Source organism: Undibacterium sp. CCC3.4 (assembly GCF_034347425.1).
In the GTDB taxonomy this organism is placed as follows: domain Bacteria; phylum Pseudomonadota; class Gammaproteobacteria; order Burkholderiales; family Burkholderiaceae_D; genus Undibacterium.
This window is the reverse complement of record NZ_CP133779.1, coordinates 720147-743625: the sequence shown is the minus strand read 5'-3', so window position 1 is coordinate 743625 and position 23479 is coordinate 720147. Positions and strand designations below refer to the sequence as shown.

Genomic DNA, 23479 nt, shown 5'->3' with positions numbered 1-23479 from the left:
GGCAAGTGTAAGAAATAATCAAGAATACGCTAAATGTACAATTTAAAAGAGTAAAAGTCCATTCCTGAAAAGTTGTTTTCCGGCGAACATCTGGTCTCATACCAAGATAATCAGGAGACAAAAAAATGAAAACACAAGTAGCAATTATCGGTGCCGGACCGTCCGGTTTACTGCTCGGGCAGTTACTGCATCTGCAAGGAATCGATACAGTGATTCTTGAAGCAAAATCACCTGAATATGTGCTCGGACGCATACGCGCTGGGGTACTCGAGCAGGGCTTCGTCGATTTGCTCAGAGAGGCAAAAGCTGGGGCACGCATGGATAGGGAAGGTCACGTCCATGAAGGCTTCAGCATTGCCTTTGCCGGCCAGCAGAAACGTATCGATCTGAAGTCCTTGACTGCTGGGAAAACGGTGATGGTATACGGGCAGACCGAAGTGACCCGAGATTTGATGGAGGCCCGCAAGGCTGCTGGTGGCATCACTATTTATGAGGCTGAAAATGTTGAACTACATGATTTTTATTCCGAGCGACCGCGCGTCAGCTTCCAAAAAAATGGTGAATTGATTGAACTGGAATGCGACTATATCGCTGGCTGCGATGGCTTTCACGGTGTTTCACGCAAGTCCGCGCCGAAGGAAGAAATAAAAACCTACGAACGGGTGTATCCGTTTAGCTGGCTGGGCGTGCTTGCTCGCACCCCACCGGTCTCGGAAGAGTTGATCTACGCCTGCCACGAGCGTGGCTTTGCACTCTGCAGCATGCGTTCGGACACGCTCAGCCGCTACTATGTGCAATGCGCCTTGGATGAAAATATTGATGAATGGTCTGATGAGCGTTTCTGGAACGAACTCAAAGCGCGTCTGCCACAGGATGTGGCCGAGCGGCTGGTCACCGGCCCCTCAATCGAAAAGAGTATTGCTCCCTTGCGCAGTTTTGTGACTGAGCCGATGAAATTCGGGCGCATGTTTCTGGTCGGAGATGCCGCCCATATTGTGCCGCCTACCGGTGCCAAGGGACTCAATCTTGCCTCAAGTGATGTGTCTACGCTGTATCATGCATTACGTAAAACCTATCATGAAGCTCGTAGCGATTTGCTGGAAAAATATTCCGAAATCTGTTTGCGCAGAATCTGGAAGGCAGAACGTTTCTCTTGGTGGATGACCTCGGTTTTGCATCAATTTGACGCTGACCCATTCAGCGAGCGGATGCAGCAAGCCGAGCTGGCCTACTACACGGGTTCCTTGGCGGGTTTGACGACGATCGCAGAAAATTACGTGGGATTGCCCTACGAACCGATAGAATGAGCGGGAAATAGAGTGATCGATAGGGAGGCGCCGATTAAATTCGCGTCTTGCCAGCCGCTTTTTGCCAACCTCCATCGCCACTGTTAACATCACTTTTATCGGCGGTGGTTGGCGTAGAGCTGGCTACTTAGGCTACAATCGCTCTGTCCATTGCGCATCCCCAAGGTGAAGAACAGTATGAACGAGCAAGTCAGTAAATCCACCCACTTCGGCTATGCCACCGTCGATGAAGAACAGAAAGTGCATAAGGTTGCCGAAGTGTTTCATTCGGTGGCGGCCAAGTATGACATCATGAATGATGTCATGTCGGGCGGTTTGCACCGGATCTGGAAAATGTTCACGATTGCCAATGCGGCCGTGCGGCCTGGTTACAAAGTGCTCGATATCGCTGGCGGTACCGGCGATTTGACCAAAGAATTCGTCAAGCAAGCCGGTCCTTCCGGTGAAGTGTGGCACACCGATATTAATGAATCGATGCTGCGGGTAGGGCGCGATCGGCTCTTGAATAAAGCCTTGATCACCCCCACCTTGCTTTGTGATGCAGAGAAGTTACCATTTCCCGACAATTATTTCGACAGGGTGACGGTAGCCTTCGGTTTACGCAATATGACGCACAAGGATGTGGCGCTGGCAGAGATGCAGCGTGTGCTCAAGCCTGGTGGTAAGTTGCTGGTACTTGAGTTTTCCAAAGTGCCGGAATTGTTGCAAAAGCCGTATGATTTTTATTCTTTCAAGATTTTGCCGTGGATGGGGCAGAAAATTGCCGGAGATGAAGCCAGTTACCGCTATTTGGCGGAATCGATACGCATGCACCCGGACCAAGAAACGCTCAAAGCGATGATGGAAGCGGCTGGCCTGGAACAGGTGAAGTATTTCAACCTGACTGCAGGTGTGGCGGCCCTGCACACTGGAATCAAACTTTAAGCAGTAATCAAATAAGCAGCAATTGCGCAGCAAACAAGGAGCGATGGAAATGAAGAAGATACTACTGATGATGGTGATGTTGGCCAGTACACTGGTCATGACGATCAGCGATGCCGATGCCAAACGTATGGGTGGTGGCGGTTCTATTGGTCGTCAATCGAACAATGTCTCGCGCCAAGCGCCACCGGCTAATCCTGGTACGGCCAATCAAGCGCGTCCGGCTGCTGCACCGGCAGCCGCGCCGGCGCCGGCTGCCTTGCCACCGAAGCCAGCCAGTCCTTGGAAGGGTATCGTCGGCGGTTTGATCGGTGGTGCTTTAATCGGTGCCGCCTTGTCGCATTTCGGCTTAGGTGGCGCTGTCGCTGGTATGCTCGGCTCTTTGCTGACCTTCGCTCTCATTGGTTTGGCGATCTTTTTCGTCATCCGTCTGTTCCGTAAGAACAGCGCTTCGTCTGGCAGTACTGGCTATGCCCAACCGGCCTATGCCGGTATGGCAACTTCGAATACGCCGGAAATCGGTTCCCGTATCGAACCGCAACCGGCTTGGCAAAGCGCCGCACCAGTTGCTGCTAATGCTGCTACCTGGAGTGTTCCGGCTGATTTCGATGTGCCGGCCTTCTTGCGCAGCGCAAAAACTTATTTCATCCGCTTGCAAGCGGCATGGGATAAAGCCGATATCAATGATTTGCGTGAATTCACCAGTGCGGAAATGTATGCCGAACTCAAGCTCGAAATTCAAGAGCGCGGTGCCACTGCCAATGTCACCGATGTCGTGCACATCGATGCCGAATTGCTGGGCATAGAAACTGTCGGTAATGATCATCTGGCCAGTGTCAAGTTCACCGGCATGATCAAAGAATCGCAAAATGCGCCGGCCGAGGCCTTTGCCGAAGTCTGGAATCTGAGCAAACCGGCCAATGGGCAAGGCGGCTGGGTGTTGGCAGGGATACAGCAGCTGTCCTAAGCTGCAGAAATTGCCGCTGTGCTGATGCAGATCGAATCTTCTCATCAACATAAGCTGTTAAACTTGGAACCGCCCGCTCGATTGCCGGGCGGTTTTTTTATGATCGCAGGTTTTTCTTATCGATATGCTCTCACCTTTCATCAATCATTTACTCGCACAAGAAAACTGGGCCAGCGAACAGTTGCAAGCCCATGCAGGGAAAGTCGTCTGTATTGATGCGCAAGCTGTCCGTTTCTGCCTTCGGGTCCGGCCCGACGGTCTGTTCGAAGCGGCAGCGGAACCGGTGACGGCGACAGTGACGATACGGCTGCGCTTGAGCGACTTGCCTTTGATGCTGAGCCAGCGTGAACGGGCATTTTCCTACGTCAATATCGAAGGCGATGCCGATTTTGCCAATATGCTGTCGCGTTTGAGCCAGAATCTGCGCTGGGATGCCGAGGCTGATTTGAGTAAGCTCATCGGCGACGTGGCGGCGGTGCGACTGGTCGCCGGGGCGAAAACAGCGGCATCCGATTGGTTCGAAGCACAGCAAAAATTACACGAAAATATCGCCGAATACTTTCTCGAAGAAAATCCCCTGCTGGTTCGTCCGGCCCGGGTTGCCAGCAATGGTGCCCTTATCAATAAAACCCGTGACGATGTTGAACGCCTGACCAAGCGCATCGAAAAACTGGAAAGGATGTCTCGATGAGCTTTAAATTTCTGCGTTTACTCAAAATCATACGCATTACTCTGCAGTATGGGATCGATGAAATCGTTATTTCCGGTTTGCGTGTGCCGCGGACGGCGCGCCTGATCAAACAGATTTTATTCTGGCGCGACTTGTCGGCACCGCGTGGTGAACGCTTGCGCAAAGCCTTAGAAGACCTCGGCCCGATTTTCGTCAAGCTCGGCCAAGTCTTGTCGACGCGACGCGATTTGATGCCGCCCGACATAGTCGATGAGTTAGCCAGATTGCAAGATCGCGTGCCCTCATTCGATCCCGACTTGGCCATTGCCCAGATCGTTAAATCGCTCGGTGCGCATCCGGATCAATTATTTGCCAGTTTTGAACGGATCCCGGTAGCTTCTGCGTCGATTGCTCAGGTTCATTTCGCTACGCTCAAGGATGGGCGCGAAGTGGCGGTCAAGGTTTTGCGTCCAGGCATGAAGGACACGATAGATAAAGACGTTGCTCTGATGCAGGTGGCGGCCGGTTGGCTGGAAACCTTGTGGGCTGATGGTAAACGTTTAAAGGCACGTGAAGTGGTCGGCGAATTCGATAAGTATTTGCATGATGAACTCGATTTGATGCGCGAAGCCGCCAATGGCAGCCAGTTGCGGCGCAATTTCCAAGATTCCGAGCTCTTGCTGGTACCGGAAATGCATTGGGATTACTGTTCTTCTTCAGTTATCGTGATGGAGCGCATGAACGGTATTCCGATTTCGCAAATCGACCGTCTGCGCCAGGCCGGAGTCGATTTGGCCAAGCTCTCGCGTGACGGTGTGACGATTTTCTTCACGCAGATTTTCCGCGATGGCTTCTTTCATGCCGATATGCACCCAGGTAATATTTTGGTCTCCACCGATGCCGCTACCTTCGGCCGCTATATCGCGCTCGATTTCGGCATCGTCGGCACGCTCAATGATTTCGACAAAGATTATCTGTCGCAAAATTTCCTGGCATTTTTCCGACGCGATTATAAACGCGTGGCGGAAGCCCATATCGAATCGGGTTGGGCACCGAAAGATACCCGCGTCGATGAGCTCGAAGCCGCCGTGCGTGCCTGCTGCGAACCGATTTTTGATCGACCGCTGAAAGATATTTCGTTTGGACAAGTGCTGTTACGCCTGTTTCAAACTTCGCGTCGTTTCAATGTTGAAGTCCAACCGCAACTGGTGCTGCTGCAAAAAACTCTGCTCAATATCGAAGGTTTGGGGCGTCAACTTGACCCTGATCTCGATCTGTGGAAAACCGCCAAGCCCTATCTCGAACGTTGGATGAATGAGCAGGTAGGCTGGCGTGGTTTGCTCGATAAGCTCAAGGCGGAAGCACCGCGCTACAGTCATATCTTTCCGCAATTACCGCGCTTAGCCCATCAAGCCTTGACGCGTGCCGGCGAGGCGCATGCCAGTGATGGCATGTTGCAAGCCTTGTTGACCGAACAGCGCCGTACCAACACCTTATTGCGCGTGATTGTATATTTCGGCGGCGGTTTGTTTGCCGGTGTCGTGGCGGTTCAATGTTTTCTCAATTTCTGATGGCCGGTGCAGCCTATGCCTGAGTTGATACACCGCGACCCGCTGCGAGCTGATTTTTGGGATGAGCGCTTCGAGCGCCAGTTCATGCCTTGGGACAGAGGCGGGGTGCCGCAGGATTTACGCGATTTCGTCAATGCCGCCAGCACGCCGTGCAGCACCCTGATACCGGGCTGCGGCCATGCCTATGAAGCGGCATTTTTTTTGGCAGCCGGCTGGCCCGTGACGGCCATCGATTTTTCCGCGGCCGCCGTGGCTACTGCGCGCGCCTTACTGGGCACCGACGGCCACTGTGTGCAGCAGGCCGACTTTTTTACTTATCAAAGTGCAAGCCCGCTGCAACTGATTTACGAACGGGCGTTTTTTTGTGCTTTGCCGCCATCTTTGCGTAGCGCCATCGTGGCGCGGTGGGCTGCGCTGCTGGCACCGGGGGCATTGCTGGCGGGGTATTTTTTCATCACTGAGCACGGCAGTCTGAAAGGCCCGCCATTTGCCATTGCCTGTACCGATTGGCAAGCGCTGATGGCAGCAGACTTTGTTTTGCTCGAAGATAAGGCCGTTGCCGACTCCATAACGGTGTTTGCCGGTCAAGAACGCTGGCAAGTTTGGCAGCGCCGCAACTAAATTCCCTACCACCACGGTTAAACGATGAGTCTGTCTCTTGCTGCCCAACGCCTGCGCAGATTAAGTGCGCTGCCCTTGCGTGCCGATGCGATCCGTACCTTGTTGAGTGCGGCAGATTACCGGCGCGAATTGCTCTCGCAAATCGCCGCTGCCAAACAGCGCATCTGTTTGTGCAGCCTGTATTTACAGGATGATGAGGCCGGTGCCGACATCATGGCTGCGTTGTATGCCGCCAAGGCGGCCCGACCGACTCTCGATATCATGGTGTTGGTCGATTGGCACCGCGCGCGGCGCGGTTTGATCGGCGCGGCCAAAACCAATGAGCCGCTCGGAAATGCCGCTTGGTATGTGCGCCTCAGCGCGGCCCATGCGGCCGCGATCCCAATTTACGGCGTGCCGGTGCAGACCAGTGAGTTGTTTGGCGTCATGCATCTCAAAGGTAGTGTCATCGATGACAGCGTGCTCTACAGCGGTGCCGGCATCAATAATGTCTATTTGCATCAATTTGAGCGCTATCGGCATGACCGTTATCTGCTGCTCGAGCATGCGGCATTAGCGACGAGTATGATTGATTTTGTTCGTGCGCAATTGTTATCGGCGGCGGCGGTACGTCGTTTGGATTTGGCCGAAGAGCCGGCCAGTGGCAGTCAAATTCGTAGCTTACGCGCCAGTTTGAAACGCGCCAGTTATCAGTTTCAGCCACAGAATGAAGCCAGCCGCAACGCGGCAAGCCTGAGTGTGACACCCATCGTTGGGGTTGGTAAAAACAACCGCCTCAATCGCGTGATTTGTGACTTGCTTGCCGCCAGTACCGAGCGTATCACTTTGTTGACACCGTATTTCAATTTTCCCGCCGTGGTCGATAAAGAAATCCGCCGGGCCTTCAAGCGTGGGGTGATCATCGATCTCATCGTCGGCGACAAAACGGCGAATGATTTTTTCATCGCACCCGAGCAGCCATTCAAGGTGATTGCTGCCCTGCCATATTTATATGAAGTGAATTTACGGCGCTTTGCCAAAAGCCATCAGGCTGAAATAACTAGCGGGCAATGTAATCTGTTTCTTTGGAAAGATGGCAACAATAGCTTTCATCTGAAAGGCATCGATTGCGATGGCGTGTATACCTTGTTGACCGGGAATAATCTTAATCCGCGCGCGTTTCGTCTCGATTTGGAAAATGCCTTGCTCATTCATGACCCGCAGAAACTCTTGCAGGCACAGCGGCATACTGAGTTCGAGTCGATCTTGCAGCATGCCCAGCGCCTGAGTAATTATCAAGAGCTGCAAAAATTACCCGATTATCCGGCCCCGGTGCGGCGCTTGCTCAATCGGCTTACCCGAGTGCGGCTCGATCGCCTCGCTTGTCGCGTACTGTAAACCCCAGCGTGCTCATGGGGCATCGATGCGCAGCAGTGCCATCGGCACGCTTTCATTGGGCAGCCATTTTTGATAAATTTTGGCGAAACTGCCATCTTTTTTCAAGCTGCGCAGCGCTTCCTCCCAAGCCTTGATGGTGGCGGCCGAGGTTTGTTGTGAAAACGCCAGAAACAATTCCAAGCTCTCCAGAGTGCTTACTTTCTCCACCTCATCGCGCTGGCGGCCGATATCGTTGAGTACGGATGGCACCACGAAGCTGCCCTCCACCCACAAATCGAAACGTTTGGCAAACAGCATATTGGCAACGATTTGCGGTGTCGGGGCCTGTTCGATATCAGAAAAACCATGCCGCCGTGCCGTGTCGGCGAAAATACTGGCGCGGTAAGCGCCGACCTTTAATTTTTGCATGCCAGCACCAAGAGCGCGCAAACGTGCGGCATGGCCTTTACGGGTCCAGAGTGCGGTGCTGGAGACGGCGATAGGGCCTAGCAAGGTCATCAGTTTTTCACGTTCGTCCGAGCGTCCCACGGTAAACAGCAGGGTATTCGGTTCTTCGAGCAAAGTTTTATAGCCGCGTGCCCAAGGGACGACTTGTATGATGGCATCGGCACCGGCCGCTTTGCTGATGCGTTTTTGCAGCGCTCGTACCACTTCGACCGCCATGCCATCGACTTGTTGATCGTTGCCGAAACTGATAGGCGGCCAGTCTTCCGTGAGAATTTGCAAATTCTGCGCCGCTGCCAAGCTGCATGCCAGCAGCAGACCGGCACAGCACAGGGCAAATTGGCAAACTAGTCGGTAAGTTGTTGGCATCGGCATCGGCGGTTTGATTTATTGAATATTAGCAATAAGCATCAATTTACCTGATCTGCCGCGCATGCGTTAGTTGTATCGACGCACACAACTGGCACTGTATAGTGGATCCACATATCCGGACAACAGTTTAAACTAGTGTCTGTCGAAAAGAGACGAGGCAGACCATGAGTGAAAATAAGAGAAAAATATTTAGCGGCGCACAAAAAGCCAAGGTAGCAGTTGAGGCAATCAAAGGCGAAAAGACGATCAATCAGATCGCCCAAGAGTTCGGGGTGCATCCGACGCAGGTTAGCCAGTGGAAGAAAGAATTACTGGAAAATGCAGGCAGTCTGTTTGAAGGTAAGCGCGGTCCGAAACCGGCCAGCACACAGAACGACCCAGACCGTCTCTATGCCAAAATTGGGCAACTGAATATGGAACTCGATTGGCTTAAAAAAAAGTCAGGGATCAGCCTGTAACGGAACGATTGCAGTGGGTAGAGCCGCTCTCTGCCCTTTCAATCGCCACACAATGCCGTCTCGTTTCAGTCACGCGCTCGGTCGTGTACGACAAGAAAAAGCGCTTGCAAGAAGAGATCAATCCGTTTGATAGTTTGCTGTTGCAATTGCTTGACGAGGAATACACCAGACATCCATTTTACGGCACGCGACGCATGACGCATTACTTGCGAGACTGTGGCCATGCAGTGAACCGCAAGCGCGTACAGAGGCTGATGCAGCAACTGGGATTGGCAGGTATGGCCCCAGGCCCCAACACCAGTAAAGCGCATCCGCAGAACAAGATTTACCCGTACTTACTGAGAGGTATCGATGTCACTCGACCAAATATGGTCTGGAGTACAGACATCACATTCATCAGGCTGCCGCGGGGTTTTGTGTATCTGGTGGCGATCGTTGACTGGTATAGCCGGAAGGTGCTGTCTTGGCGGTTGTCGAACACGATGGATGCGGGGTTTTGCGTGGACTGCTTGGAAGAAGCCATAAAATGGTATGGAACGCCGGAGATTTTTAATACCGATCAGGGTGCGCAGTTTACCAGCCAGGCCTTTACTGGGCTGCTGCTTAGAAACGGCATCAAAATCAGTATGGACGGTCGCGGTCGGGCGTTGGATAATATTTTTGTTGAGCGTCTATGGCGCAGTGTGAAATATGAAGAAGTGTATTTGAAAAAGCATGAAAGTATGCCGGAGTTGGTGATCGGCTTGGCGAACTATTTTATGTTCTACAACGCTGAACGTAAACATCAATCATTGGGTTATCAAACGCCGGAAACCGTGTATCGATCAGGCGTGGGCGGCGGTGCCAAGATCGTAAACAAATTTGGTACTGAACTGCCTGATTCAAAAATGATAGAAAAGAAAAGCACGGTAGTGATGTAGTGCGAATAACGGGGCAGCGCCGCGCAGCTGTGGCAGAAACAGGCACTATCTTAAACTCTTTGAATAATTGTCTGGACTTAGGGGGCCACTTTACTGCTACTGAGCAGGAAACGCGCGATAATAGTGGCGCGGCAAAGTTATCGCTCTGCCGGCAGTGTTTGAGCACCATTTTCTTGCCATTGTATTCAAAGGAGCATCATGCGTTTTGCGTTTGCCGGCTGCGATAGAAACCTGAAACTGTTTGAGATGCTGACGCTGGCCGGTTGGCAAGCGGTTAAATTGTTTTCTGTGCCTGAAATTAATCAATTGAGCAGTAATAAGGCACTGCTTGCGCAAGCGCAAAAAATGAAGCTGCCGATACAGTTATCGCGCATGCAAGTTTCAGATCTGGCCGCACTCAAGGAACTGGGCTGCGATGTCATCGTGATTGCCAGTTATAACTGGCGCATCCCGGATTGGCAGGGCTATGTGCCATATGCGATAAATTTCCATCCCTCGCCTTTACCGATAGGACGCGGACCCTATCCGCTGGTCAGGGCGATCTTGGAACAGCACCAGAGCTGGGCTGTCAGTTGTCATCGGATCGCGCATGAGTACGATGCCGGCCCGGTGCTGGGACGTGAAGAATTTTTGCTCGATGAATATGATACCCATGACACGCTGAATCTCAAGCTGCAGATGGCTGGTGGCCGGCTGGCGACTCGCATCGCGCATGATTTTCAGCACTGCTGGGATAACGCGCAAACGCAAACCGCGGCCCTATACTGGCCTTTGATGACGGATGCCGATAAGACCATTGATTTTTTTCAATCTGTGTTTGTGGCTCGTACTCAATTGCGTGCCTTTGCCGGCCTCGAATGCTTAGCTTATCTGAATGGCCAGAAACTGGGCATACGCAGTGGCCATGCTTGGCCGGAAAAGCATGCCTATTTTTGCGGTCAGATTGCACATGTGAATGGCAATACCTTGGTCATCGCCTGCACCGATGGCTTGTTGGCGCTGACCGATTGGTATGCCGTCAATAACTGAGTGCAGCCGTTCAGGCGCGCAAGGCGTTGTGTGAAACGTATTGCTTGCGCCGGTTGCGCAGTCGCGCTACCGCGCTTCCCAGCATCCGGTGCCAACTGGTATTGCTGACGCATTGGTACTCGGCATATTCGACCATGCTTGGGCCCCAGCGCGTTTTCGAGACATCATCGCCGACCGATAAGTTGATGCGGGGAATTTTTTGTGCGATCGACCATTGTATGGTTTCGGCCACCAAGGTGGTCATCACACTGTATTTCCCGTAACTGAGATCGTAACCGGAATAGTACAGATACAATTCTTCGCCCATGTGAAATGCCAAACGCATCGCCACCACTTCACCATTGAGTTCCAGGCAAAGTAAGTAGCAACGGCTGCCCAAGGCAGAACCGAACAGGGCGGCCAGAAAGGCGCGATGGCGTGGATCGGCAAAATAATCAGGATGCTCGGTAGTATGGCTGGCGGCTGCACGCATGCCGTGCAGCGCGTAAAAACGCGCCAACTGCGGCATGATCTCAGCATGGCCCTGACAAACCCGCAAGGAAGGCTGCAAGCCGTCGCGTTTCAAGGAGTTGTAGCAGTGACGCAGCGATTCCTTGATATTGCGTTTGAGTTTAGTTTTGAAACTATCCCAGTCTGTATCGAGTGTCAGGATGTAATTCGGGATGCTGCGCTCGCTCATCACATGCAAGACTGCATTGTTCTTCAAGACGGTATCGGCGAGTTGTTTGGCGTTGATTAACTGAAATTCGTTCAGCCCGAGCGCGCCTTGCGCGGCCAACTCCTCCCACACCCGCCAAATGGCCGATGCATACGCGGGCATACAAAGTGGCAGACGTAATTCGGTCAGGTTGGGATCGAAGCCGAACGGACGCAGATAATGATAGAGCGGCCAGCCCGACAGACCGACTTGGGTGCGCACCAGTGGCATGACGGCTACCAATGTTGCGCCGTCAACGATGGTGTAGACCAGCAATTCATCATGTTGCCAGGTTTTTTGCGAGGAAAAAATCGACCACCATTGGCGGTTCCAGTCATAGGTCTGGAATGGCAGCAGATGGGGAACTTGTTGTTCAAGCGCGCGCCACGCCGGTGCCAAGGCATCGAATTCGGCTTCGGTGCTGAGGCAGCTTGTACGCAAAGTGGTCATGATGTGTGATGGGCGATTCAAAAAAGCAAGTAGTGATAGTGAGTGATTGTAAGTAATATAGCAAACAAAGAAACATTGCGTTACAAAAATATACTTTGCAGCTGTGCTTGACCGTTTCTTGACAAGCGCTACGTATCGCCAGCATGATCACGCCAAGGGGAACTCATGCCAACACCAACATCAAGCGCCACAGTGGCGACGCCGGATCTGCATTGCTTCAGCGATGCAGCCCGCGACGCCATTTACCAGACGATTTTTTCACGCCGCGATGTACGCAGCCAATTTTTACCCACGCCTGTCAGTGATGCCGTGCTCAGTCGAATACTGACGGCGGCGCATTTCGCCCCCTCAGTCGGCTTCATGCAACCATGGAATTTCTTACTGGTGCAATCAGCCGAGATCAAGCAAAGGGTAGCGCAAGCGTATTTGTCTGCGAATGCTGAAGCGGCGCAAATGTTTGAAGCTCAACAGCGTAGCAGTTATCAGCAATTGAAACTCGAAGGTATCCGCGAAGCACCATTGGCGATTTGCATCACTTGCGACCGTACGCGTGGCGGCGACGTGGTGTTGGGTCGTACCCATATCAAAACCATGGACGTCTACAGCAGTGTCTGCGCGGTGCAAAATCTGTGGCTGGCGGCGCGTGCCGAAGGCTTGGGGGTAGGTTGGGTCAGTATTTTTCATGAGGCCCAATTGCAGCAAGCCTTAGGGATTCCCGCACACATCGTGCCTATCGCTTATTTATGTGTCGGCTATGTCAGCCATTTTTACCCGCAGCCTGAATTGCAAAGCAAGGGCTGGCGTGGCCGGCTGCCCCTGACTGATCTGGTGTATTTTGATCAGTGGGGGCAGACTGATGCCGAGCACGCACTGCTGGCCCATTTGCGGCGCGATCAATTGGCCGCCGAAGTGATTGCCGAGCGCGCGGCCCAAACCGACTCGCCGGCTTGAGACGCGTCGGCTGATCATCAAAAATCTGACTAGGGTTTGAAACCCCGGCCTTCAGAGGCTGTCGCAAAAGCCTGATCATTACCCACAAGTCAGGTCGATTGCGCGCCCACCCATTCGCCCAATTCGTCATTGCCGCGCAGGCGGCAATCCAGTGGCGCGTACGCGCGTCTTTTCCATTGTCGCTTGCGACGATCCATTAAGTTGTTCGGCCAGTAAGAATGGCCTTGCTGTATCTAAGGATGCGGTCGCTGCGCCGGCTTCCTTGAGCGCTACCCCCGAGTAGCCGCGCCGCTGTGCTTCGGCCAACAAATAGTGGGCTTTCAGCGCCGCTGCCTGGTAACTGAGGCCAGCCGTATGAATATTGGAAATGCAATTGCGTTCGGCATCGCTCAAGCCTGGGCGCGGTGCCCAGCTCAGATACAGGCCCATACTTTCGGGCGAACTCAGGCCCGGGCGCTCGCCGATCAGCACCACTACGCAGCGGGCTTGTAGTACGGCACCGATTTCATCGCCGATCGCCACGCGCGCACCGCTGACCAGACACAGTGGCGCGAGCCGCCAGTCGGCACACTCGGTATCGGCCGCCAGCCGCGCCAGCAGCGCGCGCAGCAAGGGGGCAGCATGCTTCTCGACGGCGCGAGCCGATAAGCCATCGCCAATAACGATGGCTAAATCGCACGGCGCGGTAGCCAGTGCTTGCAAGCTGTGCAGTGAAGTGGCAGCCAGCCGACGCCCCAGATCGGGACGTTGCAGATACTGGTGACGCGAGCCGGCCGCGCTGTGCAGACACACTGCCTGTGGCCGCAGCTCGGCACATTGCGCCAGGATCGAGTCTTGCGCGAGTTCGGCGTGCACGGCGTCGCGTGCCTGCGCATGGGCTAAGCCGAACGCCAACTGCGCGGCGCTGGGCTGACTCACGCCGGTGCGGCCCAAGCCGATGCGGGCGTGGGTGAGGCGGCGCAGTGCTTGCCACGGATGGATGGTGACGCTGCTCTCACTCATGACGATCGCCCGCCGAGCCGGCGCATGGCGGCAGCAAACAGTGGCGGCAGGCTGGCACCGGCCGCGTGGCCATCGGTGACGATGCCGCTGTGCTGTAACCAATCGGCAAATTCCGGAGCGGGCTTGAGCCCTAGCAAGCGGCGCGCATACAGCGCATCGTGAAATGAGGTGGTTTGATAATTAAGCATGATATCGTCAGAACCGGGTATGCCCATGATGAAGTTGCAACCGGCGCTGGCCAGCAGGGTTAACAGCACATCCATGTCATCTTGGTCGGCCTGGGCATGGTTGGTATAGCAAACATCGCATCCCATCGGCAAGCCGAGTAATTTGCCGCAGAAATGATCTTCCAAACCGGCGCGAATGATTTGCTTGCCGTCATATAAATATTCCGGGCCGATGAAACCGACCACGGAATTGACTAACAAAGGGTGAAACTGGCGCGCCACAGCATAGGCACGGGCTTCGCAGGTTTGTTGGTCGACGCCATGATGGGCCTGGGCCGACAGGGCACTGCCTTGACCGGTTTCGAAATACATCACTTCTTGGCCGACGGTACCACGCCCGAGCGCGAGCGCGGCCGCACGCGCCTCGGCCAGCAAGGCCAAGTCGATGCCGAAGCTGCGGTTGGCCGCCTCGGTGCCGGCGATCGATTGAAACACCAGATCGACCGGGGCCCCGCGTTCTATTGCCTGCAGGGTATTGGTGACATGGGTGAGTACACAGGATTGGGTAGGAATTGCATAATGGCTGATGATTTCATCGAGCATGCTTAAGAGTCGTACCACTTGCTCGACATTGTCGCTGGCTGGGTTGATGCCGATCACGGCGTCGCCACTGCCGTACAGCAAACCTTCAAGTATCACGGCGGCAATGCCACTGGGGTCATCGGTAGGGTGATTCGGTTGTAAGCGAGTCGCCAAACTGCGCGGCAAGCCCAAGGTGTTGCGGAAGCGCGTGACCACCCGCACTTTGGCCGACACCAAGATTAAATCTTGAATGCGCATGATCTTACTCACAGCCGCCGCCATTTCGGGCGTGATACCGGCGGCGCAAGCCTGTAGTTGCGCCGTGCCGACTGCATCGCTGAGTAAGTAATCGCGCAAGCCGCCGACGGTCAGGTGACGCAGTGGCGCGAAAGCGGCCACATCGTGGCTATCGATGATCAGACGCGTGACTTCGTCGCTCTCATACGGAATCACCACTTCATTGAGAAAATGGCGCAGGGGTAAATCTGCCAAGCACATTTGCGCGGCCACTCTTTGTTCTGCGCTCTCGGCTGCCAGCCCGGCCAAATGGTCGCCCGAGCGTTCCGGGCTGGCTTTGGCGAGCAAGTCTTTGAGGTCGGCGAAGCGATAGCTGCGTATGCCTATGCGGTGGACCAAGGGGGTCGTGGCGCGGCTGGGATGTGAATGCGGAGCAGCAGAGGAGGTAGCGGACATGCTTTCCTTCATTAATTATTGAGCAAGATCAAATACACGACAGCGGCTCGCTCACATACTCAAGCGCGAGGCCAGATTGTAATTTTACAATCTGGCGCTTACGAAGGGGAATAATATGAAAATAATCAGTGACTTGGTATCGACCGATTACGGTCGCATGAGTTTGGCCGGCATCGTCTTCATGCTCGGCATGGGCGTGTTTTTCGTGCGCATGTTTTTGCGTAAAATTGCCGAAGACGCGTAATCAGTCTACCGCGCGCTCGCCGTCATTGCCGCTCACCAGCACTTTATGCGCGATCAGGTCGAGCGCCGGTCTGACTTTGCCTTGTTTGTCGGTCCATACCTTGGGCGTGAGCGCGCCCGATAAGGCCACGCTGTCGCCGTCTTCGAGCGCGAGCAAGGTGCGACGCACACTGTCGTGAAAGGCGATGACATTGCAAAAAATCAAGTCGCCATCGTCCGTCGCCGCTCTTACTTTGCAAGTCACGTAGGCCGAACCGGCTTGTCCGCTGCGTTCTTCGGCGTTGCCGTACAGGCGTCCGGCAATCAGTGCATCAATCATTGTAATTTCCTCGGTAGGGTCAAAACCAAGTATACCGCGCTTCCCTTGCGGCCGCGCATGTTTGCTGGTGTGCGGTGATACTCCTATCACTATTGGATCAGGATTTTGTATGAACGAAGCGATAAGCTGCTGTTGCCAATCAAGGCAAAATTTTCAATAGGAAAACACATCATGCAAATCGGAATCAAACTCGGCCTTTTGAGCGCGACACTGCTGTGCAGCTTGGCACAGGCGGCTGATCGGCGCGATATTGAAGCTTTGGCGAATGCCAAAATCAACCTGAGCGAGGCGGTCTCAATAGCAGAAAAGCATGTCAACGGCAAAGCCTTGGAAGCTGAATTCGAACACCGCGTCCATGGCGATGTGTACCAAGTCGAGGTGTGGGATGGCAACAAAGAATATGATGTCGTTGTCGATGCGCAGAGTGCCCAAGTGCTGACCTCGACGGTGGAACGGCCTAAGCACGATGCCAAGTAAGGCATCGTAGTGATTTGGTCGTGGCTATTTCCGTATGTTCCCGCCATGCCACTGGCGGCAATCGTGCTCAGGCTAGGAACCTGAGCGGCAGAACGGAGTCGGCTGCAAAATCACCTGAGTGGTCCATGCCGCTCAGGCTCCCAGCGGTTTGCTGATATCACTATCAAGCAAATGCCCCTTGTCATCGGCATACATGTCGCGAATCTTGAGCATGGCTGGCAGCGCGCGTTCTAGCGGCGCGATCAGTTGCGGATCGAAATGGCTGCCAGCCCCCTTTTTGATTTCTTCCAGCGCCATTTCCACGCTCCAGCCTTCCTTGTACGGGCGTTTGCTGGTTAAGGCATCGAACACATCGGCCATGGCGACGATGCGGCCGAACAGCGGAATGGCCTCACCCTTGAGTTGCCGCGGATAGCCGCTGCCATCCCATTTTTCGTGGTGGGTCAGGGCTACGCTGCGTGCCGCCGATAGCAGCGGGTTAATCGCTTCACCGAGAATTTCCGCACCCATTTCAGGATGGCGGCGCATGACTTTCCACTCTTCTTCGTCGAGCTTGCCCGGTTTGTGCATGATGGCATCGGGAATGCCGATCTTGCCGACATCATGCATCGGCGCGGCATCCATCAGCAATTCGGCAGTGGCGGCATCGAGCCCGTATTCCAGAGCTATGCAGCGTGAGTAATGGCTCATGCGAATGATATGGTTGCCGGTGTAATCGTCTTTGAATTCGGACGCGCGTGCCAAGCGGCGCACGATCAGTTTTTTAGTCGCTTCGAGTTCTATCGTGCGCTGCCCCACCTGTACTTCGAGTTCGCGCTGTTGGTCATACATGGTCAGATGGGTCTTGAGGCGCGCCAGTACCAGTGCCGGACTGATAGGTTTGGTGATGTAATCGACGCCGCCGGCATCGAAGCCCTTGGTTTCATCTTCCACCTCGCTCATGGTGGTAACAAAAATCACTGGAATCTTCGCTAACCGTAAATCTTTCTTGAGTTCTTCGCATACCGTATAGCCATCCATGCCCGGCATCACGATGTCGAGCAGAATGATATCGGGCGGATCCGCTTTGGCCGCCGCCAGTGCCGCTTCACCGCTGTTGGCCAGCGTCACGCGGTAATTGTCGCACAACACCATTTCCATCATGACGAGATTGATCTCGGTGTCGTCAACGACCAATACTGTTTGTTGGTTCAGCATAGCTGCCTCTCTCGGTGAAATGGGTCGGTCAGGAAACTGGCCGGGGTGTGAGCTCCGCTTGAAATTCTTGTTCGAGCTGGGCCATCAGTGGCGTCAGTTGCGCGGTCAATTGCGCTAGCAAGGGCGTGATTTGATCTTCGCTAGCCGCGCTTTTGAACGCCAGTTCAAGCGCGGCGGCCAGCGGCTGTACCGCTTCGGCACCGGCGTAACTGGAGGTGCTGTTGAGGGTATGCGCAAGCCGTACAGCGGTGTCGATGTTTTTATCTTGCCAGGCGCTCATGATGTCGGCGGCGGTAGTTTTTTGTGACTCGAAATATTTGCGCAGGATGGAGCGATAAAATACCGGCTTGCCCATGCACAGACGTAAGCCTTTTTCAATATTGAGCCCGCTGATATGCAGCGGCAGTCCGGCGCTGTCGTGCCGCGGAGTGGTGCTGGCTGCAACGCTGACAGCGCTTGGCGCGTACGTCGGTAACCATTGCAGCAAACTGCGCCAGAGTAAATCGGGATCGATCGGCTTGCTGATGAAATCATCCATGCCGGCTGCCTGGCAGGCATCGCGATCGCTTTGCATGGCATTCGCGGTCATGGCCAGAATCGGTGTGCGTGGCCGCGTTTCTTGCTGACGAATCGCGCGCGCGGCGCTGACCCCATCCATCACCGGCATTTGCATATCCATTAGTATCAGATCGTACTCACCTGCTAATGCCATGCGCACGCCGACCGCGCCGTTTTCTGCCACGGCCACGTGCAGACCTTCAGACTCCAGCATTTCACATGCGATTTGCTGGTTGAGTTCATTGTCCTCCACCAGCAGAATGCGTTTACCGCGCAGCGTGGTCATTTCTTCACTCTGTACGCCGGTCTGCGCTGGCGCACTGCCAGTCTGATCGCTGAGCACTTTGAGCACGACATTAAACAGTTGCGATGCTTGCACCGGTTTGATGAGGATCTGCTCGATGCCTATGCTTTGTGCTTCGGCTTGCAGTTCGCTGCCGTCATAGGCCGTCACCATAATGATTTTCGGTGGCGGCAGCAGGCCCATGGCGAGGATCTGTTGGGCTGCCATCAAACCATCCATTTCCGGCATTTTCCAATCGATGAAAATCACATCCGGCACTTTTCCTTGCGCCTGTTGCTGGCGCAATGAGTGCAGCGCCGCCGCGCCCGAATGCACCGCCTCGGTCTGGAATGACATGGTTTCGAGTAAATCTTGCATCACCTCGCGCGCGCTTTCGACATCATCGACGATCAACATGCGTCGCCCCTGTAAAATCGGCTGTGGCTTGAAGTGCGTATCAGCGTGCGCGGCAATCCCCAGGCGCGCCGAAAACCAAAAGGTGCTGCCGACCCCCTGCGTGCTTTCGACACCGGCATCGCCATCCATCAGTTGCGCCAGTTTTTTAACAATCACCAAGCCCAAGCCGGTACCGCCGTATTTGCGCGTGGTGCCGCTATCGGCTTGTTGGAAAGAATTGAATAATTTACTGATTTGCTGTGGGCTCAAACCAATCCCGGTATCTTGCACGGCAAAATGCAGCAGTACTTGTTCGGCGCTGTGTTCGCGCACGCGAATAATGACCTTGATGACGCCGGCATCGGTGAACTTGACGGCATTGTTGGCATAATTAATCAGCGCTTGCGCCAACCTGGTCGGGTCGCCCAGCAAATGCTGTGGTACCGCTTGGTCGATATCAAATACCAATTCCAAACCTTTGGTGGCGGCTTTTTCATTGATCAGGTTGGCGACATTGTCGAGTACTTTTTCGAGCATGAAATCGATCTTTTCGATATCGAGCTTGCCGGCTTCAATTTTGGAAAAGTCGAGAATGTCGTTGATGATGCCGAGTAAGTGTTTGCCCGCACCTTGAATTTTATTGAGATAATCCTTTTGCTTCGGGCTTAACTCGGTTTTCTGTGCCAGGTGGGAGAGGCCGATGATGGCGTTCATCGGCGTGCGAATTTCGTGGCTCATGGAAGCGAGAAAGTCGCTTTTGGCCAGGGTCGCCTGTTCCGCCGCATCGCGTGCCTGTTCCAGATCTGCATAACTCAATTGCAGCTGCGCGGTGCGTTCGGCCACGCGCATTTCTAGCTCACGGTTGAGCGTGACGATTTTCAATTCGGTCTCTTTATGCTTGGCCACTTCCGCCGATAATTCGCTGGTACGCACGGCGATGCGCTGTTCCAGACCTTCATTGGCCAGCCGTATCGTTTCTTGCATGGCTAATAATTTTCGATTATTTCCTACCGCTGTCTCGTAGACCGAGAGCAGCAGACTGAGCATGGCTTGTGGCTCGCAACGAATGAAATGCGGTTCGCCACAAAAAAATACCGGCACCCCCTCGGCACTTTGCGCGGGCGTGGCCAAGTGCCGACTCAAGAGCATGTATTTGATACGTGACAGTAAATCTTCGGTGTCATACGGTTTGGTGAGGAAATTATCGGCCCGACAGGCCAGGCCTTTGATGACGTCACTGTTTTCGGTCAGCGAGGTCAGTAAGATCACCGGAATATCTTGTAACTGCGGTGCGCTTTTAAGGGCGCTGCACAATTCAAAGCCGTTCATACCCGGCATATTGATATCGCTGATGACGATGGCTGGGTTTTCCCGCTGCGCCATGGCCAAGCCTTCGCTGCCGTCTTTTGCCAACAGCACTTGGTAGCCGGCCGCGAGCAGTACGCGTTTGAGCATGATCGCCTGAATATTACTGTCTTCGACGATTAATACCGTGGCACCCGCAGTGCCGGATTCAAGTGAGGTCATGGACAGGACTCCTGCATAAGCTTATCAGTTGGGCAGCGATGTCCCTGAGTGGCAGAATCATTTTTGCCGCCCCAAGTTCAATCGCCTGCGCCGGCATGCCGAATACCACGCTGCTGGCGGCATCTTGGGCAATCGTCATGCCGCCAGCTTGGCGTACGGCCAGCATGCCAGCGGCACCGTCGTTGCCCATACCAGTCAGCAGGACGGCGATGACGCTGGCACCATAGCGCTCAGCCGCCGATTGCATGCTGCTGCTGACAGATGGGCAGTGGCCATCGCGGGCATGGCCGCTGCCAATGAGGAAGCGACCGGCGGCGTCGAATTCGAGTTGTCGTTTTTCTTGCGGAAAATAAACTTGTTTATTGGTCGGCCGCGCACCGTCTTGCGCAGCGCTGCAGCGGAAGCCCGATTTTTCACTCAACCAGACCATGAAGCTATGTAAAAAACCATCGCTGATATGCTGCACGCAGACGATGGGCAGGGGAAAATCGGCCGGTAATTGCTTGAGTACGGCGGCCAGCGCTTCCGGTCCGCCAGTGGAGGCACCGATCACCAGCAGGCGGTAGGCCAGGCCACTGCTGACTGGCAGTGCTGCCGGCGCAGCAGCAATCGAGCGCGGACTCTTACGAAATACATGGACGCCGGCGATGATGCGGATTTTACTGATGAATTCCTGCTTGGCATGCTGTTGCTCGTCGGTGAATTGCCACTGAGGTTTGCCGACACAATCGAGCGCGCCGGCGGCCAACAATGCGCGCATCTGTTCGCCGTCGAGCTGCGCACTGCTGCGCGCTACCAGTATCGGCAATGGGTGGCGCAACATAATTTTTCGCAGCAACCCTTGGCCATCGCGGCTGGCGAGCAGATAATCAGCGCACAGCACATCGGGTTCGTGGCGCGCAATGAGCTCAAGCGCCTGTGCGCTGTCGCAGGCGCAGGCGAGGAATTCGATATCGCTGACATCGCTCATCAGGCACTGAAAATTGTTCAATGCCAGGGGCGTATCATCGGCCAGTAACACGCGAATTTTTTTCACACTTATCTCAAATCAGTCGGTGTAAGGTATCGAGCAGCAGACTTTGTTCAAACGTCGCCTTGGAAATATAGGCATTGGCACCGGCATCCATGCCGCGCTTTTGATCGGCTGCGCTGGCTTGCATGGTGACTAAAATGACAGGCAACTCGGCAAAGCGTTTGTCGGCACGAATTTTTTGCGTCAACATCAGTCCATCCATATTGGGCATATTGATATCGCTGACCACCGCTCGGAAGGCTTGATTTTCCAGCTTACCGTAAGCGTCAAGTCCATCGATCGCCAGCACCACCTGATAGCCACCGGCTTCGAGTATGCGCTTGAGTTGTGCGCGCGTACTGAGGCTATCTTCGGCCAGTAAGATCAGGGACGGTGCAGCGACAGCGGCATTACTGTCTTGCGAAGAGAATTGCTGTAATTGCGCCAGAAAATCAGGCGGATGCAAGACCATGCACACCTCACCGCTGCCGAGTATGGTGACGCCGGATAAATCATTAATTTTTCGCAGTAACATGCTTTGCGATTTCAGGACAATTTCCTGTTCATCCAATAATTCGTCGACGATCAGGCCGATGCGCTCGCCATCGACCTGCAAAATAATGCAGGGTGCATGGGCATCCGCCAAGCGCGCCGGCTGGTTGGCGGCTGGCGGCAGGAAATCGGCGCGATGAAATTGCAGTAAATTTTTCAAACGTGCCGCGGCGATGGCGACGTCATCAAACATCAGCACTTGTTGTCCATCGATGGTAAACAATTGCTCGGGTCCGATATGACAGGATTTTTCGACATACTCGACCGGAATCGCATACTTGACCGCTTGATCGACGATGATCAGCACGCGCGAAGTGGCCAGCGTCAAGGGCAAGTCTATGCTGATGCGACACGATACGCCAGGCACCGAGGCCACCGTCACCGTGCCTTTGAGGCGCACGACGTTGGCGCGCACCACATCCATGCCGACGCCGCGGCCGGATACATCAGAAATAAAATTACTGGTAGAAAAACCCGGCATGAAAATTAAATTCATCACTTGCTCATCCGCGAGGGCGGCGATTTCCGACGCCGGCATCAGATTTTTTTTCAAGGCTGAACGACGAATCGCTGCCAGATCAAGACCGCCGCCATCGTCTTCGATATCGATGCGTATGGTGGATGACAATTGTTGCGCCCGTAACTGTATTCGCCCGCACGGCGGTTTGCCAGCAGCACTGCGCTGCTCGGGCGATTCGATGCCATGATCGACCGCGTTTCTCAGAATATGCATGAGCGGGTCTTTGATCTCTTCGAGGATGCGCTTGTCCGCCGCGATTTCCCCCCCCTCGATGCTGAGGGTGACTTCCTTTTTGCATTCCCGTGCCAGCTTCCTGAGCATGGTTTGAAACAGCGAAAATATCGTCGACAAGGGCAGCAAGCGCGCTGCCCGAATGCCATCTTCTAGCTCGCCGGCGACGAAGTTAAGGCGCGTACTGTCTTCCGCCGCGGCATTGACGAGATGCTCGACTGATGCGGTAAATTGCATCGATAACAGCGCCAAGGCTGGATTATCGAAGGCCATTCTGCGCATTTGCAAGCCCAGCTGTTCCCATAGGGTTTGCAATTCTTCGAGTTCGCGATGGCGTTGTGCGATGCGCACTTTAGCTACCGTCAGTTCGCCGGCATGCGTCATCAAGGTATCGAGTTTGCGGGTTTCTACGCGGATAGTCTCGATCACGAACTGCCCGGCGCTGGCCTTTTCATTGAGGATGGCGCTGCTGACGTTGAACAACTCATCGATCTGGGTCGGTGCCACTTCGACGCTGGCCTCGGCCTGGGTGACCGTGCTGTGTGAGGGCGTGCTGCCGGGCGCGCTGGCCGCAGTCGCGCTGCTGGCAAGCGGCTTGAGCGACTCGACAATCGCGTTGACATCGACTTCGGCCGCGACGCCGCCGACGGCCTCATCGACCAAGCGCCGTATCGCCTCGAGCGACTGATACATACGGTCGATCAGCATGCTGCTCAAGTCTTGCGTACCGCTGCGCGCATGGCCGAGAATATCTTCGAAGCGATGGAAAATCCGCTCGATGTCGAGCAGGTCAAGCATGCGTGCCGCTCCTTTGAGGCTATGCGCTTCCCGAAACAATTCTTCCAGCAGTGCACTATCGGCAGGATTTTTTTCCATGCGCAGCAAACCGCTTTCGATCGCCTGTAAATGTTCCCCGCTCTCGATGCGAAACAGATCGCGCATCTCGCCATCAGCTATCATGACTA

Annotated in this window: 21 protein-coding genes; 12 read left to right on the top strand and 9 right to left on the bottom strand. The window is 54.4% G+C overall.

Annotated elements, in window-relative coordinates; all coding sequences use genetic code 11:
• Positions 1–125 precede the first annotated feature (125 nt).
• The 7 genes from pobA (at position 126) to pssA (ending at position 7434) form a co-directional block, all read left to right on the top strand.
• Entirely contained in the window at positions 126–1307 is a 1182-nt protein-coding gene (pobA, locus tag RHM61_RS03495) for a 4-hydroxybenzoate 3-monooxygenase (RefSeq protein ID WP_322249749.1), read from the top strand.
• Between the two features lie 177 nt (positions 1308–1484).
• The gene (ubiE, locus tag RHM61_RS03490; RefSeq protein ID WP_322249748.1) at positions 1485–2231 is read left to right on the top strand and encodes a bifunctional demethylmenaquinone methyltransferase/2-methoxy-6-polyprenyl-1,4-benzoquinol methylase UbiE; all 747 of its coding nucleotides are present in this window, start codon (positions 1485–1487) and stop codon (positions 2229–2231) included.
• A gap of 49 nt (positions 2232–2280) precedes the next feature.
• Positions 2281–3195, top strand: coding sequence for a Tim44-like domain-containing protein (locus tag RHM61_RS03485; RefSeq protein ID WP_322249747.1), 915 nt, complete (start codon positions 2281–2283; stop codon positions 3193–3195).
• 124 nt (positions 3196–3319) lie between these two features.
• Entirely contained in the window at positions 3320–3886 is a 567-nt protein-coding gene (locus RHM61_RS03480; RefSeq protein WP_322249746.1) for a ubiquinone biosynthesis accessory factor UbiJ, read from the top strand.
• Positions 3883–5436 (top strand): ubiquinone biosynthesis regulatory protein kinase UbiB, encoded by a 1554-nt coding sequence (ubiB, locus tag RHM61_RS03475; protein ID WP_322249745.1) that lies wholly within the window; start codon positions 3883–3885, stop codon positions 5434–5436. Before RHM61_RS03480 ends, ubiB begins: the two co-directional genes overlap by 4 nt.
• Positions 5437–5451: 15 nt before the next feature.
• Positions 5452–6057 carry a methyltransferase gene (locus RHM61_RS03470; RefSeq protein WP_322249744.1) on the top strand — a complete coding sequence of 202 codons (606 nt, stop codon included), beginning with the start codon at positions 5452–5454 and terminating at the stop codon, positions 6055–6057.
• A gap of 24 nt (positions 6058–6081) precedes the next feature.
• Positions 6082–7434, top strand: coding sequence for a CDP-diacylglycerol--serine O-phosphatidyltransferase (gene pssA, locus RHM61_RS03465; RefSeq protein WP_322249743.1), 1353 nt, complete (start codon positions 6082–6084; stop codon positions 7432–7434).
• 12 nt (positions 7435–7446) lie between these two features.
• Here the strand turns inward: pssA and RHM61_RS03460 are convergent, their stop codons facing one another.
• On the bottom strand, positions 7447–8253 hold the full coding sequence (locus tag RHM61_RS03460; protein WP_322249742.1) for a substrate-binding periplasmic protein: 807 nt from the start codon (positions 8251–8253) through the stop codon (positions 7447–7449).
• Positions 8254–8414: 161 nt separating this feature from the next.
• Here RHM61_RS03460 and RHM61_RS03455 point away from each other — a divergent pair.
• Both RHM61_RS03455 and RHM61_RS03450 read left to right on the top strand, forming a co-directional pair.
• Positions 8415–9628 (top strand): IS3 family transposase gene (locus RHM61_RS03455; RefSeq protein ID WP_322247645.1). Its coding sequence is split into 2 segments (ribosomal slippage): positions 8415–8691 and positions 8691–9628, totalling 1215 coding nucleotides; the frame shifts between segments, so codons are not numbered across the junction.
• Positions 9629–9826: 198 nt separating this feature from the next.
• The gene (locus RHM61_RS03450) at positions 9827–10657 is read left to right on the top strand and encodes a formyltransferase family protein (protein WP_322249741.1); all 831 of its coding nucleotides are present in this window, start codon (positions 9827–9829) and stop codon (positions 10655–10657) included.
• A 10-nt stretch (positions 10658–10667) separates the two neighbouring features.
• Here RHM61_RS03450 and RHM61_RS03445 read toward each other — a convergent pair whose 3' ends face one another.
• A complete protein-coding gene (locus RHM61_RS03445) occupies positions 10668–11804 on the bottom strand; it encodes a GNAT family N-acetyltransferase (protein ID WP_322249739.1) in 1137 nt (378 codons plus the stop codon).
• A gap of 165 nt (positions 11805–11969) precedes the next feature.
• Here RHM61_RS03445 and bluB point away from each other — a divergent pair, with 165 nt between their 5' ends.
• Complete coding sequence (gene bluB / locus RHM61_RS03440) at positions 11970–12755, top strand: 5,6-dimethylbenzimidazole synthase (RefSeq protein WP_322249738.1); 786 nt, start codon at positions 11970–11972, stop codon at positions 12753–12755.
• A gap of 126 nt (positions 12756–12881) precedes the next feature.
• Here bluB and eutC read toward each other — a convergent pair whose 3' ends face one another.
• Positions 12882–13757, bottom strand: a complete 876-nt coding sequence (gene eutC / locus RHM61_RS03435; RefSeq protein ID WP_322249737.1) for an ethanolamine ammonia-lyase subunit EutC — start codon at positions 13755–13757, stop codon at positions 12882–12884.
• Entirely contained in the window at positions 13754–15199 is a 1446-nt protein-coding gene (locus RHM61_RS03430) for an ethanolamine ammonia-lyase subunit EutB (protein WP_322249736.1), read from the bottom strand. The genes eutC and RHM61_RS03430 overlap by 4 nt, the downstream gene beginning before the upstream one ends.
• A 115-nt stretch (positions 15200–15314) precedes the next feature.
• Here RHM61_RS03430 and RHM61_RS03425 point away from each other — a divergent pair, with 115 nt between their 5' ends.
• Positions 15315–15443: a DUF3149 domain-containing protein gene (locus RHM61_RS03425; protein ID WP_322249735.1), complete on the top strand. Its 129-nt coding sequence runs from the start codon at positions 15315–15317 to the stop codon at positions 15441–15443.
• Here RHM61_RS03425 and RHM61_RS03420 read toward each other — a convergent pair whose 3' ends face one another.
• Positions 15444–15761 carry a single-stranded DNA-binding protein gene (locus RHM61_RS03420; RefSeq protein WP_322249734.1) on the bottom strand — a complete coding sequence of 106 codons (318 nt, stop codon included), beginning with the start codon at positions 15759–15761 and terminating at the stop codon, positions 15444–15446.
• A 171-nt stretch (positions 15762–15932) separates the two neighbouring features.
• Between RHM61_RS03420 and RHM61_RS03415 the strand changes: the two genes are divergently transcribed.
• Positions 15933–16238, top strand: coding sequence for a PepSY domain-containing protein (locus RHM61_RS03415; protein ID WP_322249733.1), 306 nt, complete (start codon positions 15933–15935; stop codon positions 16236–16238).
• Positions 16239–16370: 132 nt separating this feature from the next.
• Here RHM61_RS03415 and RHM61_RS03410 read toward each other — a convergent pair whose 3' ends face one another.
• The 4 genes from RHM61_RS03410 to RHM61_RS03395 are packed head-to-tail and all read right to left on the bottom strand — an operon-like array spanning position 16371 to position 23474.
• A complete protein-coding gene (locus RHM61_RS03410; RefSeq protein WP_322249732.1) occupies positions 16371–17435 on the bottom strand; it encodes an HD-GYP domain-containing protein in 1065 nt (354 codons plus the stop codon).
• A gap of 28 nt (positions 17436–17463) precedes the next feature.
• Complete coding sequence (locus RHM61_RS03405; protein ID WP_322249731.1) at positions 17464–20199, bottom strand: response regulator; 2736 nt, start codon at positions 20197–20199, stop codon at positions 17464–17466.
• Positions 20186–21235 carry a chemotaxis protein CheB gene (locus RHM61_RS03400; RefSeq protein ID WP_322249730.1) on the bottom strand — a complete coding sequence of 350 codons (1050 nt, stop codon included), beginning with the start codon at positions 21233–21235 and terminating at the stop codon, positions 20186–20188. Before RHM61_RS03400 ends, RHM61_RS03405 begins: the two co-directional genes overlap by 14 nt.
• A 7-nt stretch (positions 21236–21242) precedes the next feature.
• Positions 21243–23474, bottom strand: a complete 2232-nt coding sequence (locus tag RHM61_RS03395; protein ID WP_322249729.1) for a hybrid sensor histidine kinase/response regulator — start codon at positions 23472–23474, stop codon at positions 21243–21245.
• Positions 23475–23479: the final 5 nt, after the last annotated feature.

Bases quoted from the DNA above. Each gene is read 5' to 3' on its own strand.
- RHM61_RS03405 (WP_322249731.1), bottom strand. From the start codon at position 20,199: ATGACCTCACTTGAATCCGGCACTGCGGGTGCCACGGTATTAATCGTC.
- pobA (WP_322249749.1), top strand. From the start codon at position 126: ATGAAAACACAAGTAGCAATTATCGGTGCCGGACCGTCCGGTTTACTG.
- bluB (WP_322249738.1), top strand. From the start codon at position 11,970: ATGCCAACACCAACATCAAGCGCCACAGTGGCGACGCCGGATCTGCAT.
- RHM61_RS03395 (WP_322249729.1), bottom strand. From the start codon at position 23,474: ATGATAGCTGATGGCGAGATGCGCGATCTGTTTCGCATCGAGAGCGGG.
- RHM61_RS03415 (WP_322249733.1), top strand. From the start codon at position 15,933: ATGCAAATCGGAATCAAACTCGGCCTTTTGAGCGCGACACTGCTGTGC.
- RHM61_RS03420 (WP_322249734.1), bottom strand. From the start codon at position 15,761: ATGATTGATGCACTGATTGCCGGACGCCTGTACGGCAACGCCGAAGAA.
- RHM61_RS03445 (WP_322249739.1), bottom strand. From the start codon at position 11,804: ATGACCACTTTGCGTACAAGCTGCCTCAGCACCGAAGCCGAATTCGAT.
- eutC (WP_322249737.1), bottom strand. From the start codon at position 13,757: ATGAGTGAGAGCAGCGTCACCATCCATCCGTGGCAAGCACTGCGCCGC.
- RHM61_RS03480 (WP_322249746.1), top strand. From the start codon at position 3,320: ATGCTCTCACCTTTCATCAATCATTTACTCGCACAAGAAAACTGGGCC.
- RHM61_RS03430 (WP_322249736.1), bottom strand. From the start codon at position 15,199: ATGTCCGCTACCTCCTCTGCTGCTCCGCATTCACATCCCAGCCGCGCC.
- RHM61_RS03410 (WP_322249732.1), bottom strand. From the start codon at position 17,435: ATGCTGAACCAACAAACAGTATTGGTCGTTGACGACACCGAGATCAAT.
- pssA (WP_322249743.1), top strand. From the start codon at position 6,082: ATGAGTCTGTCTCTTGCTGCCCAACGCCTGCGCAGATTAAGTGCGCTG.
- RHM61_RS03450 (WP_322249741.1), top strand. From the start codon at position 9,827: ATGCGTTTTGCGTTTGCCGGCTGCGATAGAAACCTGAAACTGTTTGAG.
- RHM61_RS03470 (WP_322249744.1), top strand. From the start codon at position 5,452: ATGCCTGAGTTGATACACCGCGACCCGCTGCGAGCTGATTTTTGGGAT.
- ubiB (WP_322249745.1), top strand. From the start codon at position 3,883: ATGAGCTTTAAATTTCTGCGTTTACTCAAAATCATACGCATTACTCTG.
- RHM61_RS03460 (WP_322249742.1), bottom strand. From the start codon at position 8,253: ATGCCGATGCCAACAACTTACCGACTAGTTTGCCAATTTGCCCTGTGC.
- RHM61_RS03485 (WP_322249747.1), top strand. From the start codon at position 2,281: ATGAAGAAGATACTACTGATGATGGTGATGTTGGCCAGTACACTGGTC.
- ubiE (WP_322249748.1), top strand. From the start codon at position 1,485: ATGAACGAGCAAGTCAGTAAATCCACCCACTTCGGCTATGCCACCGTC.
- RHM61_RS03425 (WP_322249735.1), top strand. From the start codon at position 15,315: ATGAAAATAATCAGTGACTTGGTATCGACCGATTACGGTCGCATGAGT.